The sequence below is a fragment of the Pirellulales bacterium genome (genome assembly GCA_019694435.1).
GTDB lineage: Bacteria > Planctomycetota > Planctomycetia > Pirellulales > JAEUIK01 > JAIBBZ01.
Genome location: JAIBBZ010000035.1, coordinates 1 through 20,769, shown reverse-complemented (window position 1 = coordinate 20,769; position 20,769 = coordinate 1). Strand labels below are relative to the sequence as shown.

Genomic DNA, 20,769 nt, shown 5'->3' with positions numbered 1-20,769 from the left:
GGCCATGGCCCCCAATTCCGAGCTGCAAAGCCTGCGGACCGATTTGAACCGCCTCGGAACCGAGCTGCACCGTGCTCAGACCCTGTTGGCGGCATTGAGGACGCAGCATCGCGAGCTCGCTGACCGTATCGAGCATATGGCCAGCCAGGGCCCCATCGTGACACCCGTGCCCGGGCCGACTGAGTGCATCATCGAAGTGGCGATCGTGCCGGAACTGGATGAGCAGACCACTGCGCCCGTGCATCTTCGCTCAAGTCCGGCCATTCCCGTGGCGGCTACCGAGATTTTTCCTCAGGAGTCGCGGCCGCGGCAGATCACTGATCTCGGGCAGCTCGAAACGATCCTCGGGCGGCAATGGCTCACCTGGCTAGGAGGGCTGGTGTTGTTGCTGGCCGTGGGCTTCACCGTCCATTGGGTCTGGATCACCTTCGCGATCCCCGCAGCGTTCAAGGTATTTGGGCTGCACGTCCTGGGGCTCGGACTCCTCACCGGGGCGTGGTACGTCGCGCGCCGTGGCTTGCCGGCCATCGGCGAGGCCCTGGCGGGCGTCGGCCTGTTCACCCTGTATGCCACGGCGCTGGCGGCCCATCGCCTCTACGAGCTGTATCCGACCGGCGTGGCGCTGGTCGAGTGTTGCGGAATCAGCTTTCTCGCGATCGGCCTGGCGGTCGCCTCATCGAGCCGGGCGATGATCGTGCTGGGCGCCCTGGGCGGGTTCCTGGCGCCACACCTGGCCTCGCCACCCGGCGGCGACTCGACGGGGTTGTTTCTCTATTACGCCGTCCTCAACGCCGCACTGACCACGACCAGCATCGTGCGCGGCTGGAAGTTTCTCAACCCGCTCGCACTGACGGCCACGGTGGTGATGTTCGGCCTCTGGCTCGGCACCGAACTGTCGGACGTCGCCAGCCTCGCGGCGGGCGTTCGCTTCAGCGCGCTGGCGCTGGCCACGCTGCACGCCACGATCTTCCTGCTCGCGACAACCGTACCCGCCTGGCTGCGCCGCAGCCACAGTTCCTTTTCCGACTGGATCACGGCCGCGGCGAACAGTCTGCTGTACATGCTGTTCGTGTGGGCCGTGTTCGCTCCCCACGACGATCTTCGACTCGACTGGCTGTGTGGAGCGCTCGCTGCTTTGCACGGCGGGCTGTTCCTGCTGGGCGATCGATGGGCCGGGCGCGACGATCGGCTTGCCCGCGTGCACCTGGCCATCGGCTGCGCGCTGCTGACGGCGACCATTCCGCTGGCGATGGCCGACTTCGCCTATCTCGGCCTGGCGTGGTGCCTCGAGACGTTGTTGATTTCGGCCGTGGCCGTTCGCTTTGCCGATCTGCAGCTGCGCTTCACCGCGCTGTTGGTCGCCTTGCTGGCCATCTTGCGACTGGCGTTTCACGATCATCAACTGGGCCACGAGGCGTTCCTCGTGGCGGGCGTTCAGGTCAACGTGCTGACGATGGCCGCCGGCGCCGTCGCGCTGATGTTGGCCGGCCTGGTCGAATGGATCGTGCCTCGCCGCACCGAGCCGGACGAGATCGTCGCGCAATCCAGCACCGCCTTGGCCGGAATCCTGCTGGCGGCAGGCAATGTCATGCTCCTCTTGGCGCCGACCTGCCAATGGGAGAACCGGCTGGTGTTGGCCTTCTGGACGGTTGACGTCGCGATCGTCTGGGCGCTCGGATTTCGCCTGAACCATGTCTGGACGCGCATTTACGCGGCCACGCTGGCCCTGGGCATGGTAGGCACGTTGGCGCTGCAGCTGGGCGATCGTATCGAGGGCATCGCCTGGCCCGTCGTCAACGCCCGCTTTGCGTCGCTGGCCCTGGTGACCGCGCTGTACGGTTGCGCGGGCTGGGCCTATCGCCGCGCTGCCCGGCGCGATGCCGTGCGTGGCCTGGCCGGTTTCGAGGTGTGGTTCGATCCCGCGCTGGCCGTGCTGGCCGTCTTGTCGTTGGCCACGGCGCTGGGCACGGAGATCCATGCGTGGTACCGCGATCATGCCCCTGCGTATCAGGCAGGGGGCTCCTCGTACTGGATGGCCCGGCAGGCGACCTTCTCGATCGTCGGAGCGATTTATGCCGCGGCGCTTGTGACCGGGGGCATCGTTGGCCGCCACCGCACCTACCGGCTGCTGGGCATGCTGGGGCTGCTGTCGGTGGTTGCCAAAGTGCTGCTGGTCGACCTGGCCGAGCTGCAATGGCTGCCGCGCATCCTGGCCTTGGCCGTGCTGGGAGTGATGCTCTTGGCGGTTTCGGCGTTCTATCAGCGCCTGAGCCGCAACGGGCTCGGCTCGAATCCCGATGCGTAGCTTTGAACCGTTCTGGGACGCGCAACCTCGCGCATGACCCTGCCGAGCATCGGAACGCCGTGTCGGTCGGCCGCCGCAACTTGAAAGCCGGCGCTCAGCCCACGACGTCGTGGACCACTTCGCCGAACACATCGGTCAGGCGATAGTCGCGGCCGCCGTGGCGATAGGTGAGTTGGGTGTGATCGATTCCCAACAGGTGCAGAATGGTTGCGTGCAGGTCGTGCACGGTGACCTTCTTCTCGGGCTCGGCAAACACACCGTACTCGTCGGTACCGCCGTAGGTGAAGCCCGGCTTGACGCCGCCGCCGGCCATCCAGACGGTGAACCCGAAACGGTTATGCGTGCGCCCGGTGGCCGAGACGACGCCGGCCGGGTTGACATGCACCATCGGCGTGCGGCCGAATTCGCCGCCCCACAGCACGAGCGTCTCGTCGAGCAGTCCCCGCGCTTGCAGGTCGGCCAACAGGCCGGCGATGGGCTTGTCGATCGCCGTGGCGTTGGCGCGATGGCCTTGCTCGAGATAGAAGTGCTGGTCCCATTGGTCGTACTGGTCCAGCTTGGGCGGAAACAATTGCACGAAGCGCACGCCGCGCTCGATCAGCCGGCGCGCGAGCAAGCACTGCCGGCCGAATCTGTCCGTGTCGTATTCGTCGATCCCGTAAAGTTGGCGCGTCGCTTGCGATTCGCCGCTCAGATCGACCAGTTCGGGCACTGCCGTTTGCATGGCGAACGCCAGCTCGGCCGATTGAATCACCGCTTCGAGCTGCGAGTGTCCGGCCCAGGCCCGGGCAAAGTCGCGATTCTGCCGCTGCGCGAGCGCGACCTTGGCCGCTTGCAGCTCGGCCGTCGGCTCCTGGCGCGCCAGGTCGGCGACGGGATACTTCCCCTCGTGAAACACGGTAGCCTGGTGGACCGCCGGCAAGAAGCCGTTGGAATAACAAGCGGCGCCGCCGATCGGGATCCGGCCGCTGTCGAGCACGATGTAGCCCGGCAATTCCTTCGAGTCGCTGCCGAGACCGTAGGTGAGCCATGCGCCCATGCTCGGTCGCCCGGCGCGTCCGCTGCCGGTGTTCATGAACACGTTGCCGGTGCCGTGCTCGCCGTGATCGGCCACCATCGACTTGATAAAGCACATTTGATCGGCGTGCCGCGCGAGGTTTGGAAAGATCTCGCTCATCCAGGCCCCGGACGCGCCGTGCTGGGCAAATCGAAACGGCGATTGCATCACGTGCCCGCCGGCGTTGAACTGCACATCGGGCACCTGGATCTTGATCGGCTGGCCGTGTTCTTGTTTCAGGAGCGGCTTGTAATCGAACGTGTCGAGATGCGACGGCGCACCGCTCATGTAGAGGTAGATGACCTGCCTGGCCTTGGGGCGTTTTCCGGCGGTGGAACTGCGCGGCGCTGGCTGTGACGACTGTTCGCAGCCAAGCAGCCCGGCGAGGGCCATCGCGCCGAACCCGCAGGCCGACCGTTGCAGGAAATCGCGGCGCGAAGCCCGGAGGCTGCGGTGCAGGGAGCCGAAATTGTTCATCGAATGCGCCTGCGCTGTTCTCGATCAAGGCACATAGACAAACTCGGCCAGGTTGAACATCACCTGGCACAAATCGGTCCAGGCCAGTCGCCCGGCGGCGTCTGCCGCCTGGCCTTGCTGTTCATAGCGTACACGCTGCGCCGCCAGGAATTGGTCGGCCGACGAAGTTTCGACCGCGGTGGGCGGGCGGCCCAGCGCCTCGACATACATCCGTTCGATCCGCTGTTCCGGAGGTTTGATGGACGCTAGCCGTTCGGCCCAGGCCAGCGCCTGTTGTGCGACCAAGGCATTGTTCATCAGGGCCAGCGACTGATTGGCCACGACCGACGACTCCCGGGCCCCGATCGTCTCGCTCGGCCCGGGCAGGTCGAAGGCCCGCAACAGCTCGGAAAGGTGGTTGGTGCGCACTTCCTGGTAGATCGACCGGCGGCGGTCGCCGTCGAGCGGCCCCGACACCAACGGCAAGTCTTCGCCCACATCGAACTTGTCGAGATGCAGCGGTACCGGCGGTCCACCTCGCGCTTCGTTCAAATTGCCGGCAACTGCCAGCAGGGCGTCGCGCACGCACTCGGCCTCGAGTCGCCGCAACGGCATGCGATGTAGCCACGCGTTGTCGGCGTCGAACTGTTCCATGGCCTGGTCCGCCTGGCTGCTCTGCCGATAGGTGTTGCTGGTCACGAGCAGTCGGTGCAGCGCCTTGAACGACCAGCCCTGGTCGATGAACCAACGGGCCAGCCAATCCAGCAGTTCGGGATGCGACGGCGGCTCGCCCAACATGCCAAAGTTGTCCGGCGTGGCCACCAGGCCGCGCCCGAAGTGATGGTGCCAGATGCGATTCACGGCAACTCGGGCCGTCAGGGGGTTGTCGGACGAGGCCAGCCAGTCGGCCAATTCCAGCCGGCCGCTTCCGGTTTGCGGTGGCGGCTCGTGGCCCTGACACAAGGCCGCGACATACCCGCGCGGCACTTCGTCGCCCGGATTGTGCGGGTCGCCCGAACGGTGCAACCGCATGTTGTGCGGGCTGCGGTCCCGGCTCACGATGCCGATAACCGAGGAGGGATAAGTGGCTTCCAGTTCGTTGCGCTGCGCCGTCAACTGCGCCAGCTCCTCGCGTTCGGCCGGCGGCAAGAACTCCTCGATCGACGGGGCGACCAACGGCGAATCCGGGCCGGTCATGGCGACGAAGATCTCGTGCAAGTCGGCATCCGCCAATCGAAAGTTCGGCGCGGGCCCCGTGCTGCCGGCGCGCGACGCGTACTGTGCGGCGGCCGCTTGCAGGGCACCGACAATCGCGTCTTCGATGCGCTGGGCCGCCTGTTGGGGCGTGGTCACCTGCGGATCGGTGAAAATCTCCAGGATCAAGCGATTGGGCGACGGCCATTCGGCAGGAAAAGGCGACTCGTCGGTGAATTGCAACTCGTCGACAAAGACCCTGCCGCCCGGTTCGGAGCGCTCGTCGACAATTTCCAGCGTGACGTCATGGCCGCGATAGGGCTGCACGTTGAACCAGCGCCGCGACAGGCGCATCGTGCCCTCGCCGGTGGCGCAGACGTCGCGCGGCTCGGGCAACACCTGGCTGTTGAAGATCAGGTTCAGGCCGGCCTCGCGCTCGGCGTTGTCGCCGGCAATCAAGAACGTCAGGTAGCGATGCTCAATATGCACGTCGCGCCGCACCAGGCGTCCGACGGCCGCATCGGCGCGCGTGGCGCTTGCGCACACGCCCTGCCCCACCGCGCCGACCAGCTCAGTCGGCAAGTCGGTCGTGGCGACCGCCGGAAATGCGGCGCCGGTCGATTCCCAACCGTCGGCCTGCGGTTCCTCGAAATCTTCGAGCTTGACCCAGGTTTGCTGGTGTTCGCGTCGCAGGCGATCGAACTCCAGCAGGCGGTCGCCGATCGTGCGAATCCGCCGGTCGAAGCGATCGTCGTTGACTCGCAGCAGCTTGATCCAGGGCACAAACACCGGGTGCGACTGGTGCCGACTGCCCGTGAGTAGCTGGTACCAGCGCCGCGCCTCGTCATAGTCGAGGCCCCGCGCGGCGAGTTGTTTGCGGTCGCGCGCCTCGTCCGGAAAGTCGTCGTGCCAGATCCGCCGCGCCTCGAGCAGGTACTCGGCCGTGCGCTGCGCCGCCTCCAGGCGCGGGGCGAGCCACTGTTGGCGCAGATCGGGGCGTTCGAGCAGGTCGCGAGCCGCTTGCGCGTTGACCAGTAGCTGCGATTCCTGCTCGGCAATGGCCCGGTTTCGCTCGGCCGTGTTGACACACGCCTGGACGTTGGTCGTGCTCTCCAGAATGCCCGCCAAGGCGTAATAGTCGGTCGCCGGAATGTCGTCGAACTTATGATCGTGGCATCGAGCACAGGCCAGCGTGAGCCCGAGAAACGCCTTGCCCAGGGTATCGATGCGGTTTTCCATCTCATTTGCCAGCGCGACCGGCTGATCGACCGGTACGTTCAGCATGGCGCCCAACCACAGCGCGCCGGTGCCCAGCGGGGCCCAATCGTGGCCGCCGTCGTCGCTGGGACGCGGATCGGCCAACAAGTCGCCGGCAATCTGCTCACGCACGAATTGGTCGTACGGCAGATCGGCTTGCATCGCCTGAATCACGTAGTCGCGATAACGATAGGCATTGGGTTTCGAGTGATCGTTGTCGAGCCCGTTGGTGTCGCTGTAGTGCACCAGGTCGAGCCAATGTCGGGCCCAGCGCTCGCCGTAGCGCGGGCTGGCCAGCAGCCGATCGACCAGCGTCTCGTAGGCCCGGGGCGATGCGTCCGCAAGAAACTGGTCGATCTCCTCGGGCGTCGGCGGCAAGCCGGTCAAGTCGTAGGTCACCCGGCGAATCAAGGCGCGGCGATCGGCCTCCGGCGCGGGCCGCAGGCCGTGGGCCGCGTGTTGCGCGGCGATGAAGCGGTCGACGTCGTTGACGATCCATGTATCGTCGGCAACCGCGGGCGGCATCGTTTCGGCCGGGGGCTCGAACGACCAATGCTTCGGACCTGCCGCCTTGGCGTGCGCCTCGGGCCACACGGCCCCGGCGTCGATCCAGGCGCGGACTGCCGCGATTTGCTCGGCCGGCAACTTTCCGGACGGCGGCATCTTCAGGTCGCCCTCGGCCGTGTGTTCGAGTGCCTGTACGAGCAGGCTGGCCGAGGAATCGCCGGGCACGATCGCCGGACCGCGTTCGCCACCCGTCAACAGCCCCTCGCGCGAGGCGACCGAGAACTCCGATTCGTTTTCGCTCGCGCGTGCGTGACACTTGTGGCAGCGCTGGACGAACAACGGGCGTATTTGCCGCTCGAAGAGTTCAACGGCCGATTGATCCTGCTGAGCACCGCGAGCTGCGCCGCACACCAAACCCAGCCCCAGGCAAAACGCGGCCCCCAGGCCGCACGCCGGCCGGCGCGCAGCGGAGCTAATGCTGACTAAGCCCAAGAAACACATCAACGCAGCGCGCAATTGCCTGTCGCTCCACATTCGGCGTCAACTTCAAGACTACCCGGAACCCCCTCCGCTGCAAACTCGCGGCGGACCTCGCCTGCAGCCCAGCCGGTTTGCCCGCGCATTGCTTGCTGGTCGAGCGGGCGACAGAATACCGGACTTCATTGACCCACCTGCGGTAAGCCGCCCCGCTGATGACCGAAACACAGCCAGTTCGTGACCCGTCGCCGACCGCGGTGCTGTCTTCCTGGGTAGGTTTCTGCCTGGTGCCGGCGATCGTCGTCGGCGACAGCATTGTCGCTGTGGCGCGCGGCTGGTCGCCCCAAACGCCGGGCTCGTTCGGGGCGATCGTTTACCTGGCGGCCGCAACCCTCGCGCTCGGTTTGCCGCTGGCCGTGGTCTCGCGCGGACTCCGCCGCGCGCTGGCCCGCAAGCGCACGGAGTGCTGGGCGTTCGGCGCGGCGGGCCTCTGCGCCTGGCTGGTGGCCGAAGCGGCACTGGGGCAACTCTGGCCCTGGCCCGAGTTCCATTGCCGCTGGCCGAACACGCGCTACGCGTTCGAGCCGAACTTGTTTCAGATGCCGGGCGTTTCGAGCAAGTCGCAAGTAGCATTCAACGGCCAGGGACTCCGCGGTCCCGAGTGGCCCGAGCGCCAAGCGGCCTACCGGATTCTTTGTCTCGGCGACAGCGCCACCGAATGTCTGTACATCGACGACCAGGCCACGTGGACGTCGCGACTCGCGCGCGAGCTTCCCGAGCTGGCGGGCCAATCCACATGGGTCGGCGCCGCGGCCGTCAGCGAATATGCCACGGCGCAGCACCTGAAGTTCCTGCGCGAGTCGCCGCTGGTCGACCAGGTCGACTGCATCGTCGCCATGGTGGGCGTGAACGATTTCCTGCGGTCGCTCATGCGGCTCGACGTGCGCGGCACGCCTGCGCCCCTGTGGCGTCGATCGCGGCTCATCGATCTGGCCCGCTACGATTGGAACGGACGCTGGCAGCATGGCTATTACTACGACTACGACGGCCGCGTGCTGCGCTACCGGCGACTCGGCCGGCCGATCGAGCCCTTTCCCTTTGACCTGAGAAAAGTCGCCACGGAATACAGTGCGCGTCTCCGGGCCATGGCCGACGCGGCGCACGCGCGCGGCGTGCGGCTCGTGTTCGTCACGCAGCCGGTTCTGTGGGACGATTTCGTCGGCGAAGCCGGGCGCAAGCGCATGTGGTTCGCCCGTAGCGACCCGGTGCCGCGCGAATGGACCTCGCTCGACGTGGGCAACTGCCGCGAGACGATCGACGAGTACAACGATCTGATGCTCGATACGGGCGAGCAGACGGAGACCGAGGTTGCCGACGTCGCCCCCGACCTGACCGGTTGGGAGGATAATTTCTACGACGACTATCACCTGTCGGAGCGCGGTTGCGCACTGTTGGCCCAGGCCTTGGCGCGTTACCTCCGCGACCACCCGCCGCAGCGCTAAGGCCTGTTGCCTGCTGGCCTTTTGTTGCCGCTGGACTGCAGCGGCGGTAACATCAACGTCGGTTGATCTGAGGGTCCGCTGGCGGGTCGCACTATGTTGCCAGGAAATCGCCTGCCGCTGCCGTTGGTGTTTGCCTTTGCCGGCCTGCTGGGCGCCGGGGCATCGGCGGCCGAACCGGCGGACCAGCTTTATTTGCGCGAGGTCAAACCGGTTCTCGAGCGGCGCTGTTACGCCTGCCACGGCGCGCTCTCGCAACGCAACAATTTGCGGCTCGACACGGCCGCGAGCATCCTCGCCGGCGGCGACAGCGGCCCGGCCGTCGAGCCGGGGCAGCCCGAGCAGAGCCTGCTCTATCGGGCCATCACCGGGGCGGACGACGCGGTGACGATGCCTCTGGAAGGCAAGCCGTTAGCGGCCGAGGAAGTTGCCGCCGTAGGCAACTGGATCGCGGCCGGCGCACCACAGCCAGCCGGTGAGCTGCCGCAACCGCGTCCCGAAGATCATTGGTCATTCCGCCCGCCGCGCCGGGCCGCCTTGCCCGCCGCTTCCCGCGACGCTTCCGCGACGAGCAATCCGATCGACCTGTTCCTCGGTGCCGCGCAGCACGCCGCGGGAGTGCAACCGGTTGCGCCCGCCCCGCCCGAGCTGCTGTTGCGCCGGGTGTACATCGACCTGGTGGGCGTGCCTCCTACGCGCGCCGAGCTGTCACGGTTTCTGGCCGACCCCTCGGACGAGGCCTACCGCCGCGTGGTCGACGAGCTGCTCGCCAGCCCGCTCTATGGCCAGCGCTGGGGGCGCCACTGGATGGACGTCTGGCGTTATGCCGATTGGGCCGGCTACGGGGCCGAGGTGCGTGACAGCCAGTTGCACATCTGGCATTGGCGCGATTGGATCATCGAGTCGCTCAACGCCGATCGCGGTTACGATCAGATGATCCGCGAAATGCTCGCCGGCGACGAAATTGCCCCGCTCGACCAGCAAACCTTGCGCGCCACGGGCTTTCTGGCCCGCAATTGGTACCGCTTCAATCGCAACGTCTGGCTGGACAACGCCGTCGAGCACACGTCGAAGGCGTTTCTAGGACTGACGTTCAATTGTGCGCGGTGTCACGATCACAAATACGACCCGATCGCACAGACCGACTACTACCGACTGCGGGCCTGTTTCGAGCCGCACCAGATTCGCGCCGAACGGCTACCGGGGCAGTCCGACGTGACGATCGCCGCCATTCCGCGGGCCTACGACGCGGATCCCGGCACGCCGACCTACTTATTCGTGCGCGGCAACGAGGCCGACCCGGATAAACAGCAATCGCTCAGCCCCGGTCTGCCGTCGGCGCTGGCCCCTGAGTCGCTGGCGATCGTGCCTGTTCCGCTCCCCGTGGCGGCATACTATCCCGGTTACCAGCCATACGTGCAGCTCGAAACGCTGGCCGCGGCGCAGGCGGCTGTGGCTGCCGCCACGGATGACGCACAACGCGGGGCTTCGGCGTTGGCGTTGGCCGCTCTCGAAGCCCGCGTGGCCGCAGACCGCGCTCGGTATGGCGCGCCCGTTTTGCCCGACGCTCACGAAGTCGCCAAAAGTGCTCAGCAGCGCGAGCGCGAAGCCGCGGTCGCTGCCGCCGAAGTAGCGGCCAACCAGGCCACGGCCGCAGTGGACGCGGCCCAAGACCAGGTCAAGGCGAAGCCCGACGACCCATCGGCAAAGCAGAGCCTGGCCAAGGCCGAGGAAGCCGCGAAGGCGGCCAGCGAACGTCTGGCCGCAGCCCGGAACGCATTGGCGCAGCCGCTCGACGGCAATTACACGCCTTTGACGGCCGTTTATCCGGCGACGAGCACGGGCCGGCGTTTGGCGCTGGCCCGGTGGATTGCCGATGGCCGCAACCCGCTCACGGCGCGGGTGGCTGTGAACCACATCTGGCTCCGCCATTTCGGCTCGGCCCTGGTCGAATCGGTCTTCGATTTCGGTCATCACGGCTCGCTGCCCGCGCACCCCGAACTGCTCGACTGGCTGGCGGTTGAATTGGTCGAGCATGGCTGGAGCATGAAGCACTTGCATCGACTGATCGTGACGGCCGAAGCGTATCGCCGCATGTCGACTGCGCGCGATGCACAGCCGCAGTCCCTTGCGGCCGATCCGGACAATCGCCTGCTGTGGCGGATGAATCCGCGGCGCATGGAAGCCGAAGTGGTGCGCGATAGCCTGCTGGCGATCTCCGGGTCGCTCGACGCGTCGCCCGGCGGTCCCGATCTGCCGCATGATCAGGGTCTGAGCAGCCTGCGGCGCAGCGTGTATTTTCAACACGCGCACGAGAAGCAGATGACGTTTCTCAAGCTGTTCGATGCCGCCAGCATGACCGAATGCTACCGCCGCACCGAATCGATCGTCCCCCAACAAGGCCTGGCGCTGGCCAACAGCGACTTTGTGCGGAACCAAGCGCGGCAAATCGCCGCGACGCTCGCCGCGCAACCACCCGAGCAGTTCATCGACGCGGCGTTCGAGACGGCCCTGTCTCGCGCGCCCAGCCGCGACGAACGGCAGGCTTGCCTCAAGTTTCTCGAGCGGCAACAGGCGCTACTCGCGGCGCCCGAGCGATTGACCGCTTTCGCAGATGCGACCGACACCCCGGCACGCGCGCCCGAGCGACGTGCCCGCGAGGACCTCGTGCACGTCCTGCTGAACCATAACGACTTCGTGACGATTCGCTGAGGTACGGACATGCCCCTCCGGCCATCTCGAGACGCATTCGCTTGCGGCTGCCACCCGGCGCGCGGGACCATGCATCGCCGCACCTTCCTGGCTGACACCGGCATGGGCCTTACGGGGTTGGTGCTGGGCTCGCTGCTGTTCCGCGATGGTGTTGCCCGTGCCGCCGCGCCCGAACACGTGGCCGACGCCTTGGGCTGGTCGCCGCCCGATGGGCAGCCGCACTTCCAGCCCCGAGCCAAGAGCGTGATCTGGCTGTTCATGATCGGTGGCACCAGCCACATGGAGAGTTTCGACCCGAAGCCGGCGCTGACGCAATACGCCGGCAAGACCGTCGCCGAGACCCCGTTCGTCGATCCGTTGCAGTCGCCATTCCTCAAGCAGAACCTGCGCGAGATCGTGCCGGGGCTGCATCATCCGCATCCGCAGTTGTTCCCGTTGCAGATCGGCTACCAGAAGCACGGGCAAAGCGGGATCGAAATCAGCGATTGGTGGCCGCACCTGGCCCAGCGCGCCGACGACCTGGCGATCGTCCGTTCGATGTGGACGACCGACAACAATCACGGTGCACAGCTCCAGTTCCACACCGGCCGGCACTCGCTCGAGGGCCAGTTCCCCACGATCGGCTCCTGGGTTCACTACGGACTCGGTTCGTTGTGCGACGACCTGCCGCAATTTGTCGTCATGGGCACGCCAATTGCCGACTGTTGCGGCGGCGTCGGCGGGCATGGTGCCGCATACCTTGGGCCAGCGCACAACGGCGTGCATCTCGAAGTCGATCCAGCCCGGCCCTTGCCGTTTGCAGCGCCCGGGGCGGGCATCTATCGCGAGGAGCAGCAAGCCGAATTTGAGCTGCTTGGCGAGCTCAACGGACTGAGCAGCGTCGAATACCCCGACGATCCGGCGATTGCCGCGCGAATTCGCGCCTATGAGCTGGCGTTCCGCATGCAGATGTCGGTGCCCGAGGTACTGTCGTTCGACCGCGAGACAGTCGCGACCCAAGCGCTTTATGGTCTCGACCGCAAAGAGTCCCGCGTCTTTGGTCAACAGTGCCTTGCCGCCCGGCGGCTGGTCGAACGCGGCGTGCGCTTCGTACAGATCTTTCACGGCTCGAACGGCGGCGCCGGGGCCTGGGACGCTCACAGCAATTTGAAAAACGGCCACGCGGCCCTGTGCGATCAGGTCGATCAACCGATCGCCGCCTTGCTGGAAGACCTCAAACAGCGCGGCCTGCTCGACGAGACCCTCGTGGTTTGGGCCACCGAGTTCGGCCGCACGCCTGGCGCCCAGAACTCCGATGGACGCGATCATCACCCCTACGGTTTCAGCGTCTGGCTGGCCGGTGGCGGCACCCAGGGCGGCACCGTGCACGGCGCGACCGACGAGTTGGGCTTCCACGCCGTTGAGAACCGCCACTACGTGACCGACATCCATGCCACGGTGATGCACCAATTGGGCCTCGACCCGCGCCGCCTCGAAGTTCCCGGGCGTAAGCGTCTGGAGATCGACTTCGGTAGCCCCATCCGGGAAATCTTGGCGTAGGTCTGCCTAACGACTGCAGCCGGGCCTTGGCAACCGAATTCGGACGTTACCCGCTCGTCTGCTTCGCCGTCGTACCGCGGTCTGCTAAGCGCCTCCAACGATGGCTGCCAATCAAATAGCGGAATGGTGCGCATTGTGCGTACGGAGTCAGACGAGGCGCTCGCCGGTGAAAATTAGATGGACGGGCCGCCCCGAGCGAACGATAATCTCGCGCTGGATTCGGACATTTCACAAATCGGAGTCTTACTCGAACCAATCTTCAAAGCGTTTCTGAGCCAACGGTGCGTGGGGCACAACACGTCCTTCTCTTCTGGGGGTCACGCACATGCACGCTGCTCTGCTTCGTTCGACCTTGGCGGTCGCAACCTGTTTGGCCGTTTTCATCGCTCCCGCTACGGCGACGATCATCGAGCCGATCAACTATGCGGACGATCTCGCCGGCGGCCTGGTGACGGTCCACTTCTCGTCGATCTTCAGCGGCACGCCCCTGGAGATCGGCAGCGTGACCATGACCTTGATCGGCACGCCGCTGACGCACACCGCGAGCACGCCCTATCACCCCAACTTTGGCTTCATCGTCTCGGGCGAGACGTCCTCGGCCATTTGGGAGATCGACAACTTTTCGCCGGTGGTCGACGATCCGCTGGCGGTCTACATCTCGAAGGTCGAGATCGATCTGCGCCCCTCGCGCGGCGGCGTTCAACCTTCCCTGTTTGACGACGGCAGCACGCCTTCGACGCCCTTGAGCGGAACGGGCGTCGCGGGCGTTATCCCGATCATCATCTCGACGGGCGCCGCACCATCGTCGGCGGTCGAGTCGTTGCCTTGGACCGATCCGAGCAATCTGGGCGACATGTACGGCAAGCTCACGCTCACCTGGAGCGGAACCGACATGCTAGCGCCGGAGAAGAATTTCAAATGGTTCGACGATACGGACCTAGTCCCGGAACCATCGTCGTTCGCACTGCTCGGAGCCGGCCTGGCTGGATTCGCCTTTGCCGCACGACGATGTCGTCAGCGAGCCGCGCACAGCGCCGCGATCGATCGCCGGGAACGGCGCTGACCGATGGCCGTTTGAAATTGACGCTCGGCCCTAGTACAACGCGGCCGAAAGCCGGCGGCGATATTCGCTGACCAGCTCGTGGTCCGGGCCCAGCAGGTGGAAGATGTTGACCATCGTCTCCCGGGCCGGGTCGCCGTGCGTCTTGCGGTCGGTCTGCACTAGCCTCAAGCACAATTCCAGCGCCTCGGCGTGCTGGCCCGCGGCCGCCAGCGCCTGGGCCAGATCGAGCCGGGCCTGGCCGTTGTCGGGTTCGGCGACAACGACCGCTCGCAGCGCGTCGACCGCACCACTGTCGCCGGCATGTGCGCGCAGCGCCAACTCGGCCTCGACGGCTTCCGCCTCGGGCTCGAGAAAGCCGCGTTCCCTTAGATCGGCGATCCAGCGGCCGGCCTCGTCGAGTTGGCCCGTGTGCACGAGGAGACGCGCGAGGCCAATCTTGGCCGGGGCCAGGTTCGCATCGAGCCGCAGCGCCTCTCGGTACTTCGCTTCGGCATCGCGCGGCGCGGTCGATTCGAGCTGCGCCGCATCCTTCGCCAGCACTTCGGCCGGTTGCGGCAAAATGCGCTCGATCCAGGCCCGCAATTGCGGTTCGGGCAACAGACCGACAAATTGATCGACAATTTGACCGTCGCGGAGCGCGAAAACGGCCGGGATCGCTTCGACGCGCAGTCCCGCGGCGGCGCCCTGATTGACGTCCATTTCGGCCTTCACGAGCAGGAATCGCCCGCCGAATTCGCCGGCCAGTTGCGCTAGCGTCGGGCCGAGCATCCGGCACGGCCCGCACCACTCGGCCCAAAAGTCGACCACCACCGGTACGTCGTGCGAACGCTCGATGCAATCGGCGGCGAAACGCTCGTCGGTCGTTTCGAGTACCCAGGGCGTACCGTCGTGGGACATCATCAACTCTTGCCGCTGCTGGTGGTCGCGTCGATCCGCTCAGCCCGCCGTGCTGAGCCGCGCCTCATAGGCGGCGATCTTGTCCTCGTGCTGCAACGTCAGCCCGATGTCATCCAGGCCGTTCAGCAGGCAATGCTGGCGGAAGGGATCGATCTCGAATTTGATCTCCAGCCCTTGTTCGTCGCGGATTGTGGCCTTGGCCAGATCGATCGTCAGCTTGTAACCCGGCGTCGCGGCCGCGCGGCGGAACAAGTCGTCGATCTGCACTTCGCTCAACCGAATCGGCAGCAGCCCGTTCTTGAAACAGTTGTTGTAGAAGATGTCGGCGAACGACGGCGCGAGAATCGCGCGAAAGCCAAAATCCTCGAGGGCCCAGGGCGCGTGTTCGCGGCTCGAACCGCAGCCGAAATTGCGTCGCGCCACCAGAATCGTGGCCCCCTGTGCGGCAGGACGATTGAGCTCGAATTCGGGATTCGGCTGCCCGTCGTTCAAAAACCGCCAGTCAAAGAACAAGAACTGCCCGAAGCCGGTCCGCTCGATCCGCTTGAGGAACTGTTTGGGGATGATCTGGTCAGTGTCGACATTCACCCGGTCCATGCTCACGACTAGGCCGGTATGCGTGGTAAACGGTTGCATCAATCTCGGTGCCTTGAGAAAACGGCCAACAACTTACTTGAACTGCCAGTCGCGGATATCGACAAACGCGCCCCGCACCGCCGCCGCCGCAGCCATCGCCGGCGACACGAGGTGCGTGCGGCCGTCCTTGCCTTGGCGACCTTCGAAATTGCGGTTACTCGTCGACGCGCACCGCTCGCCCGGCGATAGCACGTCCGGGTTCATCGCCAGGCACATGCTGCAGCCGGCCTCGCGCCATTCGAACCCCGCCTCGGTAAACACACGATCGAGGCCCTCACTTTCGGCCTGCCGTTTGACCGGTCCGCTGCCTGGGACGACCATCGCGTGCACGCGATCGGCCACATGGTAGCCGCGCACGACCTTGGCCGCGGCACGCAAGTCTTCGATCCGGCTGTTCGTGCAGGAACCGATGAACACGCGATCGATGGGAATGTCGGTAATGGGCGTGCCGGGCTTGAGGCCCATGTAATTCAACGCCTGTGCGGCCGCCTTGCGGGCATTGTCGTCGTCGAGCGCTGCCGGCTCGGGCACACGGCCGGTCACCGGCGCGACCTGGCCGGGATTGGTGCCCCAGGTGACTTGCGGGCTGACATTGCTGGCCTGGAACACGAGCGACTTGTCGTACTTCGCGCCGGGGTCGCTGGGCAGTTGCTCCCAACGCGTCACGGCCCGGTCAAACGCGGCGCCTGGCGGGGCAAACGGGCGACCGCGCAAATAGTCGAAGGTCGTCGAGTCGGGGGCGATCATCCCGGCCCGGGCGCCGGCCTCGATCGACATATTGCAGACCGTCATCCGCTCTTCCATGCTCAGCGCGCGGACGGCGCTGCCGGTGTACTCGATGCAATAGCCCGTGCCGCCGTCGGTCGTCAATTCACCGATCAAGTACAGAATCAAATCCTTCGCGGTAACGCCCGTGGCGAGCCGCCCGTCGATCCGCAACTCCAACGTCTTGGGCCGGAACTGCAACAACGTCTGCGTGGCCAGGACGTGTTCGACTTCGCTGGTGCCGATGCCAAAAGCCAGCGCGCCGAAGGCCCCGTGCGTGGCCGTATGGCTGTCGCCGCAGACGATCGTCATACCTGGCTGTGTGCGGCCCAGCTCGGGCCCGATCACGTGCACGATGCCCTGGTGAGGATCGTTGATGTCGTACAGCCGGATACCGAATTCTTCGCAATTGCGCCGCAAGGTGTCGATCTGCTGCTTGGAGATCGGGTCGGCGATCGGCAACCGGCGATCGGTGGTCGGCACATTGTGATCGGGCGTGGCGATCGTCCGCTCGGGACAGCGCACCTTGCGGCCCGCGATGCGCAGGCCCTCGAATGCCTGGGCGCTGGTCACTTCATGGACCAGGTGCAGGTCGATGTACAGAATCGTCTGTTCCCCCGGCGGCGCGTGGACTACGTGGGCGTCCCAAATCTTTTCGAACATCGTGCGGGGGGAATTGCTCATCGAACGGGCTCGGGCTGGTTGCTCGGGTCAGGAGGGGGGGATTAAGGCTGGCGGCGGCAGATCGCCGGCATACGGCTCACGACATCCGATCGGAACGCAGCCTGTCGGGCGGTCGCAAACCCAAATCATACCCGCCGTCGTGCGGCGTGACGAGTTGCTCGCGGCGGTCCGGCACGTCGCCTGGGCGCGGTCTCACGAGCAGGACAACGTGCCGATTGCAACGGTTCGGAGCAAGGTAGCGACGAAACCATGAGGCTGTGCGCAAAGGGCGGTCACGTCCACGTCCGCCGTGCGGCGAAATCGTTGTCGGTCCCCCCGGGTCCAGTATTATGGACTATATCCGCGTCGGATGATCGCCGCCGGCTGCTTTTGGCCTGCACGTCTCGTTCCCTTTGCCGCCCCATGGGGGGCGATAGTTCATGCAGCGACGCATTCCGTTCAATAAGCCGTTCATCGCCGGCAAAGAGCTGTACTACGTCGCCCAGGCCGTAACGCTGGGCAACATTGCCGGCGACGGCCATTTCACGCGCAGTTGCAGCCGAATTCTCGAGGAGCGATTCGGTATCCACAAGGTGCTGCTGACCCCCTCTTGTACGGCGGCCTTGGAAATGGCCGCGATGCTGTGCGATATCGGGCCGGGCGACGAGGTCATCCTGCCCTCGTTCACGTTCGTCTCCACCGCCAACGCGATCGTCCGGCTGGGCGCCAAACCCATCTTCGTCGACATCCGGCCCGACACGCTGAATCTCGACGAGCGGTTGATCGAGGCGGCCATCACGCCGAAGACCAAGGCGATTCTCCCGGTGCACTATGCCGGCGTGGCCTGCGAGATGGACGAGATCCTCGCGATCGCCCAGCGGCACGGCGTCCACTGTTTCGAAGACGCGGCGCAAGGCGTGCATGCCTTTTATCGCGGTCGAGCCCTGGGTTCGTTGGCCCCCTTGGGCGCCTACAGTTTTCACGAGACCAAAAACTACACCTGTGGCGAGGGGGGGGCGTTGTGCATCAATGATCCGGCCTTGCTGCACAAGGCCGAAATCATTCGCGACAAGGGCACGAACCGCTCGCAATTTCTGCGGGGTGAAGTCGACAAATACACCTGGGTCGACGTCGGCAGCTCGTACGTCCCCAGCGAAGTCGCATCGGCGTTTCTCTATGCCCAGTTGGAAATGCTCGACGCCATCGCCGAACGCCGCCGCCAAATCGATTTGCTCTACCGACAAGAGCTGGCCCCGCTGACCGCCGAGGGCCTCGTGCAGTTGCCCTATTGCCCGCCGCACAGCGAGAGCAACTATCACATGTTCTACGTGATGCTGGCCGACGCCGAGACGCGCAACGCGCTGATGGCGCACCTCAAGGCGCAGAACATTGGTGCTACGTTCCACTACATCCCGCTGCACGATTCGCCCATGGGCCGCAAACTGGGCTGCAACCCCGGTCCACTACCGGTGACCGAGTCGATCTCCGCGCGCCTGTTGAGGCTGCCCTTCTACTACGAGATCACGCCGGCCGACCAAGCCGAGGTCGTGCACCAGATCGGCGAGTTTTTTCGCCTGCGGCGCCCGGCTGTGACGTTGGCCTCCGGCCAGGCGGTCGCTCGGTCATGACCGCGGCGCCGCACTCGAGCGAAAGCCACGTCAGCGCCGCGGCCGAGCCGGCCCCGTCGCCCGATGGCCGCGCGCGTCCGCGCTATTCCATCGTGATCCCCGTCTATCGCTCGGCGCCCCTGTTGCCCAAGCTCGTCGAACGGCTCGATGCGTTCTTCGCCCAGCACCCGTATTCGCACGAATACATCTTCGTCAACGACGGCAGCCCCGATGAGAGCTGGCAAGTGCTCGAACGCCTCAAGCAGGGCCGCGATGAACTGGTCATCATCGACCTGCTGCGCAACTACGGGCAGCACAGTGCCGTGTTCTGCGGGCTGCAGCAGTCGCGCGGCGACTGGGTGATCACCATGGACGACGATCTCCAGAACCCGCCGGAGGAGTTGATCCACCTGATCCGCAAGGCCGACGAGGGCGCCGACGCCGTGTTCGGCCAGTTTCATCAGAAGATGCACGGCACCTTCCGCCTGCTCGGCTCGAAGCTCGTCGGCTGGTTGAACTACAAGCTGTTCAACAAGCCCAAGACCCTGGTGCTGACCAACTTTCGCTGCCTGCGCCGCGAAGTGGTCGACGCGATGTGCCAGGTAAACACAACCTTTCCGTACATCCCCGGCCTGGTGTTGCTCTCGGCCAAGACCTTTGCCAACGTACCCGTCGCGCATCACGCCCGGCCGGTCGGCACCTCGAACTACAACCTGAGCACGATTGCCCGGCTGGTTTGGCGGATCGTGTTCAACTACTCGTCCTTCCCGCTGCGGCTCTTGTGTGGCATCGGTCTGGCCACGTCGCTGTTCAGCTTCCTGTTGGGCGCCTTCTTCTTGATTCGCAGCTTCTTCGTCAAGACGCAAACTCCTGGCTGGCCGTCGCTGGTCGTGCTGATGTCGTTCTACCAGGGCATTGTGCTCATCATCTTCGCCGCTGTCGGCGAGTACCTGGTGCGTATCGTCAACGACGTCTCGGGGCAGAAGTCGTATCGCATCCGCAAGAGGCTCTAACGGCGCCGCGATGGAACCCAACTTCGTTATTGCCGGTGGGCAGCGGTCGGGTACCACCTCGCTCGTGCGAATCCTCGCCAGCCATCCGCAGGTTTATATGGCGCGGCCCGCGTGGCCGGAGCCCAAATATTTCGTCGAAGACCCGCGGCCGGGACGCGATCGCGCGTGGTATCTCGCCCAGTGGTTCGCCGACACAGGCACCGCTCGGGCCGTCGGGGAAAAATCGACGTCATATCTCGAATCACCCGGTGCCGCCCGGCGCATGAAAGAGCAGTTCCCGGCCATGAAGGTCGTGATGATCTTGCGGCACCCGGCCGAACGCGCGATTTCGAACTATCGCTTCTCGCGCCAGAACGGCCTGGAGACCCTGTCGCTGGCCGACGCGCTGGCCGAGGAATCGCAACGGGCCGCCGTGGCGGGGGTGTCGGTCAGCCCGTTTGCCTATGTCCGCCGGGGCAAGTACGTGCTCGACCTGCCGCCCTACTTCGAGTACGTCCCGCCGTCCGACCGGCTGATGCTGTTGCACGACGATCTGCGGGCCGACCCGGCGGCGTTCTGCCGTTCGCTGTTCGAATTCTTGGGCGTCGATCCACAACACGAGCCGCCCGAGGCCCGCGAGCGCCACAACGCGCATCAGCCCGACGAGCTGCGCATCGATCGCGGTACCCTCGACCGCCTGCTGGCCGAGTTCGACACGAGCAACCGCGAGCTCGGCAAACTGCTGGGGCGCGATCTTTCGGCCTGGTCGCGCTCGACCGCAGAACTCGAAGCCTTGGTGCGATAAATCCGCCGCCAGGGGCGCCGCCGAGGGCGGGCTACGCGGTAAAAACACCGCGGCCCTTCGCACCATACCGAGGCGCGAAGGGCCGGGAGTGTTTCAGCTTAAGCTGACGAGCCCGACGAGCGGGCCGCCAGGCTTAGTTGCAGCACGAAGCCGGAGCGCAGCAGCTGGGCTCGCAAGCCGGGGCGCAGCAGGTCGGCTCGCAGCAGCTCATCTTGCAGCACTTCGGACGGCAGCAGCGATGACGACGGCAGCGCTTGACCTTGCAGCACTTGTGGCAGCAATCGTCGCAGCACGAAGGAGCGGCGCAGCAGGTCGGCTCGCAGGCCGGGGCGCAGCAG

14 protein-coding genes are annotated in these 20,769 nt (G+C 65.7%); 8 read left to right on the top strand and 6 right to left on the bottom strand.

Annotated elements, in window-relative coordinates:
• Positions 1–4 precede the first annotated feature (4 nt).
• Positions 5–2,305, top strand: a complete 2,301-nt coding sequence (locus tag K1X74_19700; protein ID MBX7168572.1) for a DUF2339 domain-containing protein — start codon at positions 5–7, stop codon at positions 2,303–2,305.
• Positions 2,306–2,399: 94 nt separating this feature from the next.
• Here K1X74_19700 and K1X74_19695 read toward each other — a convergent pair whose 3' ends face one another.
• Both K1X74_19695 and K1X74_19690 read right to left on the bottom strand, forming a co-directional pair.
• A complete protein-coding gene (locus tag K1X74_19695; GenBank protein MBX7168571.1) occupies positions 2,400–3,839 on the bottom strand; it encodes a DUF1501 domain-containing protein in 1,440 nt (479 codons plus the stop codon).
• Between the two features lie 24 nt (positions 3,840–3,863).
• On the bottom strand, positions 3,864–7,115 hold the full coding sequence (locus tag K1X74_19690) for a PSD1 and planctomycete cytochrome C domain-containing protein (protein ID MBX7168570.1): 3,252 nt from the start codon (positions 7,113–7,115) through the stop codon (positions 3,864–3,866).
• Positions 7,116–7,468: 353 nt separating this feature from the next.
• On the opposite strand from K1X74_19690, the gene K1X74_19685 reads away from it, so the two are divergent.
• From K1X74_19685 to K1X74_19670, 4 genes are all read left to right on the top strand, one after another.
• Positions 7,469–8,755, top strand: coding sequence for a hypothetical protein (locus K1X74_19685; GenBank protein ID MBX7168569.1), 1,287 nt, complete (start codon positions 7,469–7,471; stop codon positions 8,753–8,755).
• Positions 8,756–8,848: 93 nt separating this feature from the next.
• Positions 8,849–11,464, top strand: coding sequence for a PSD1 and planctomycete cytochrome C domain-containing protein (locus tag K1X74_19680; GenBank protein ID MBX7168568.1), 2,616 nt, complete (start codon positions 8,849–8,851; stop codon positions 11,462–11,464).
• Between the two features lie 69 nt (positions 11,465–11,533).
• Positions 11,534–13,003 (top strand): DUF1501 domain-containing protein, encoded by a 1,470-nt coding sequence (locus K1X74_19675; GenBank protein MBX7168567.1) that lies wholly within the window; start codon positions 11,534–11,536, stop codon positions 13,001–13,003.
• A gap of 325 nt (positions 13,004–13,328) precedes the next feature.
• Positions 13,329–14,066 carry a PEP-CTERM sorting domain-containing protein gene (locus K1X74_19670; GenBank protein ID MBX7168566.1) on the top strand — a complete coding sequence of 246 codons (738 nt, stop codon included), beginning with the start codon at positions 13,329–13,331 and terminating at the stop codon, positions 14,064–14,066.
• Positions 14,067–14,096: 30 nt separating this feature from the next.
• Here the strand turns inward: K1X74_19670 and K1X74_19665 are convergent, their stop codons facing one another.
• Genes K1X74_19665 through leuC form a run of 3 tightly spaced genes read right to left on the bottom strand, consistent with a single transcriptional unit; the run spans position 14,097 to position 17,027 of the window.
• Positions 14,097–14,966 carry a tetratricopeptide repeat protein gene (locus tag K1X74_19665; protein ID MBX7168565.1) on the bottom strand — a complete coding sequence of 290 codons (870 nt, stop codon included), beginning with the start codon at positions 14,964–14,966 and terminating at the stop codon, positions 14,097–14,099.
• Between the two features lie 36 nt (positions 14,967–15,002).
• Positions 15,003–15,599 (bottom strand): 3-isopropylmalate dehydratase small subunit, encoded by a 597-nt coding sequence (leuD, locus tag K1X74_19660; GenBank protein MBX7168564.1) that lies wholly within the window; start codon positions 15,597–15,599, stop codon positions 15,003–15,005.
• Positions 15,600–15,632: 33 nt separating this feature from the next.
• Positions 15,633–17,027 carry a 3-isopropylmalate dehydratase large subunit gene (gene leuC / locus K1X74_19655; GenBank protein ID MBX7168563.1) on the bottom strand — a complete coding sequence of 465 codons (1,395 nt, stop codon included), beginning with the start codon at positions 17,025–17,027 and terminating at the stop codon, positions 15,633–15,635.
• Positions 17,028–17,467: 440 nt separating this feature from the next.
• On the opposite strand from leuC, the gene rffA reads away from it, so the two are divergent.
• From rffA to K1X74_19640, 3 genes are read left to right on the top strand one after another with little or no spacing between them, the layout of a single operon-like run.
• Positions 17,468–18,655 carry a dTDP-4-amino-4,6-dideoxygalactose transaminase gene (gene rffA, locus K1X74_19650; protein ID MBX7168562.1) on the top strand — a complete coding sequence of 396 codons (1,188 nt, stop codon included), beginning with the start codon at positions 17,468–17,470 and terminating at the stop codon, positions 18,653–18,655.
• Positions 18,652–19,647 carry a glycosyltransferase family 2 protein gene (locus K1X74_19645; protein MBX7168561.1) on the top strand — a complete coding sequence of 332 codons (996 nt, stop codon included), beginning with the start codon at positions 18,652–18,654 and terminating at the stop codon, positions 19,645–19,647. Before rffA ends, K1X74_19645 begins: the two co-directional genes overlap by 4 nt.
• Before the next feature lie 10 nt (positions 19,648–19,657).
• Positions 19,658–20,431, top strand: coding sequence for a sulfotransferase (locus tag K1X74_19640; protein MBX7168560.1), 774 nt, complete (start codon positions 19,658–19,660; stop codon positions 20,429–20,431).
• Between the two features lie 98 nt (positions 20,432–20,529).
• On the opposite strand, the gene K1X74_19635 is transcribed toward K1X74_19640, so the two are convergent.
• Positions 20,530–20,769 (bottom strand): hypothetical protein (locus K1X74_19635; protein ID MBX7168559.1); only part of this gene is annotated, 240 nt, incomplete at its 5' end.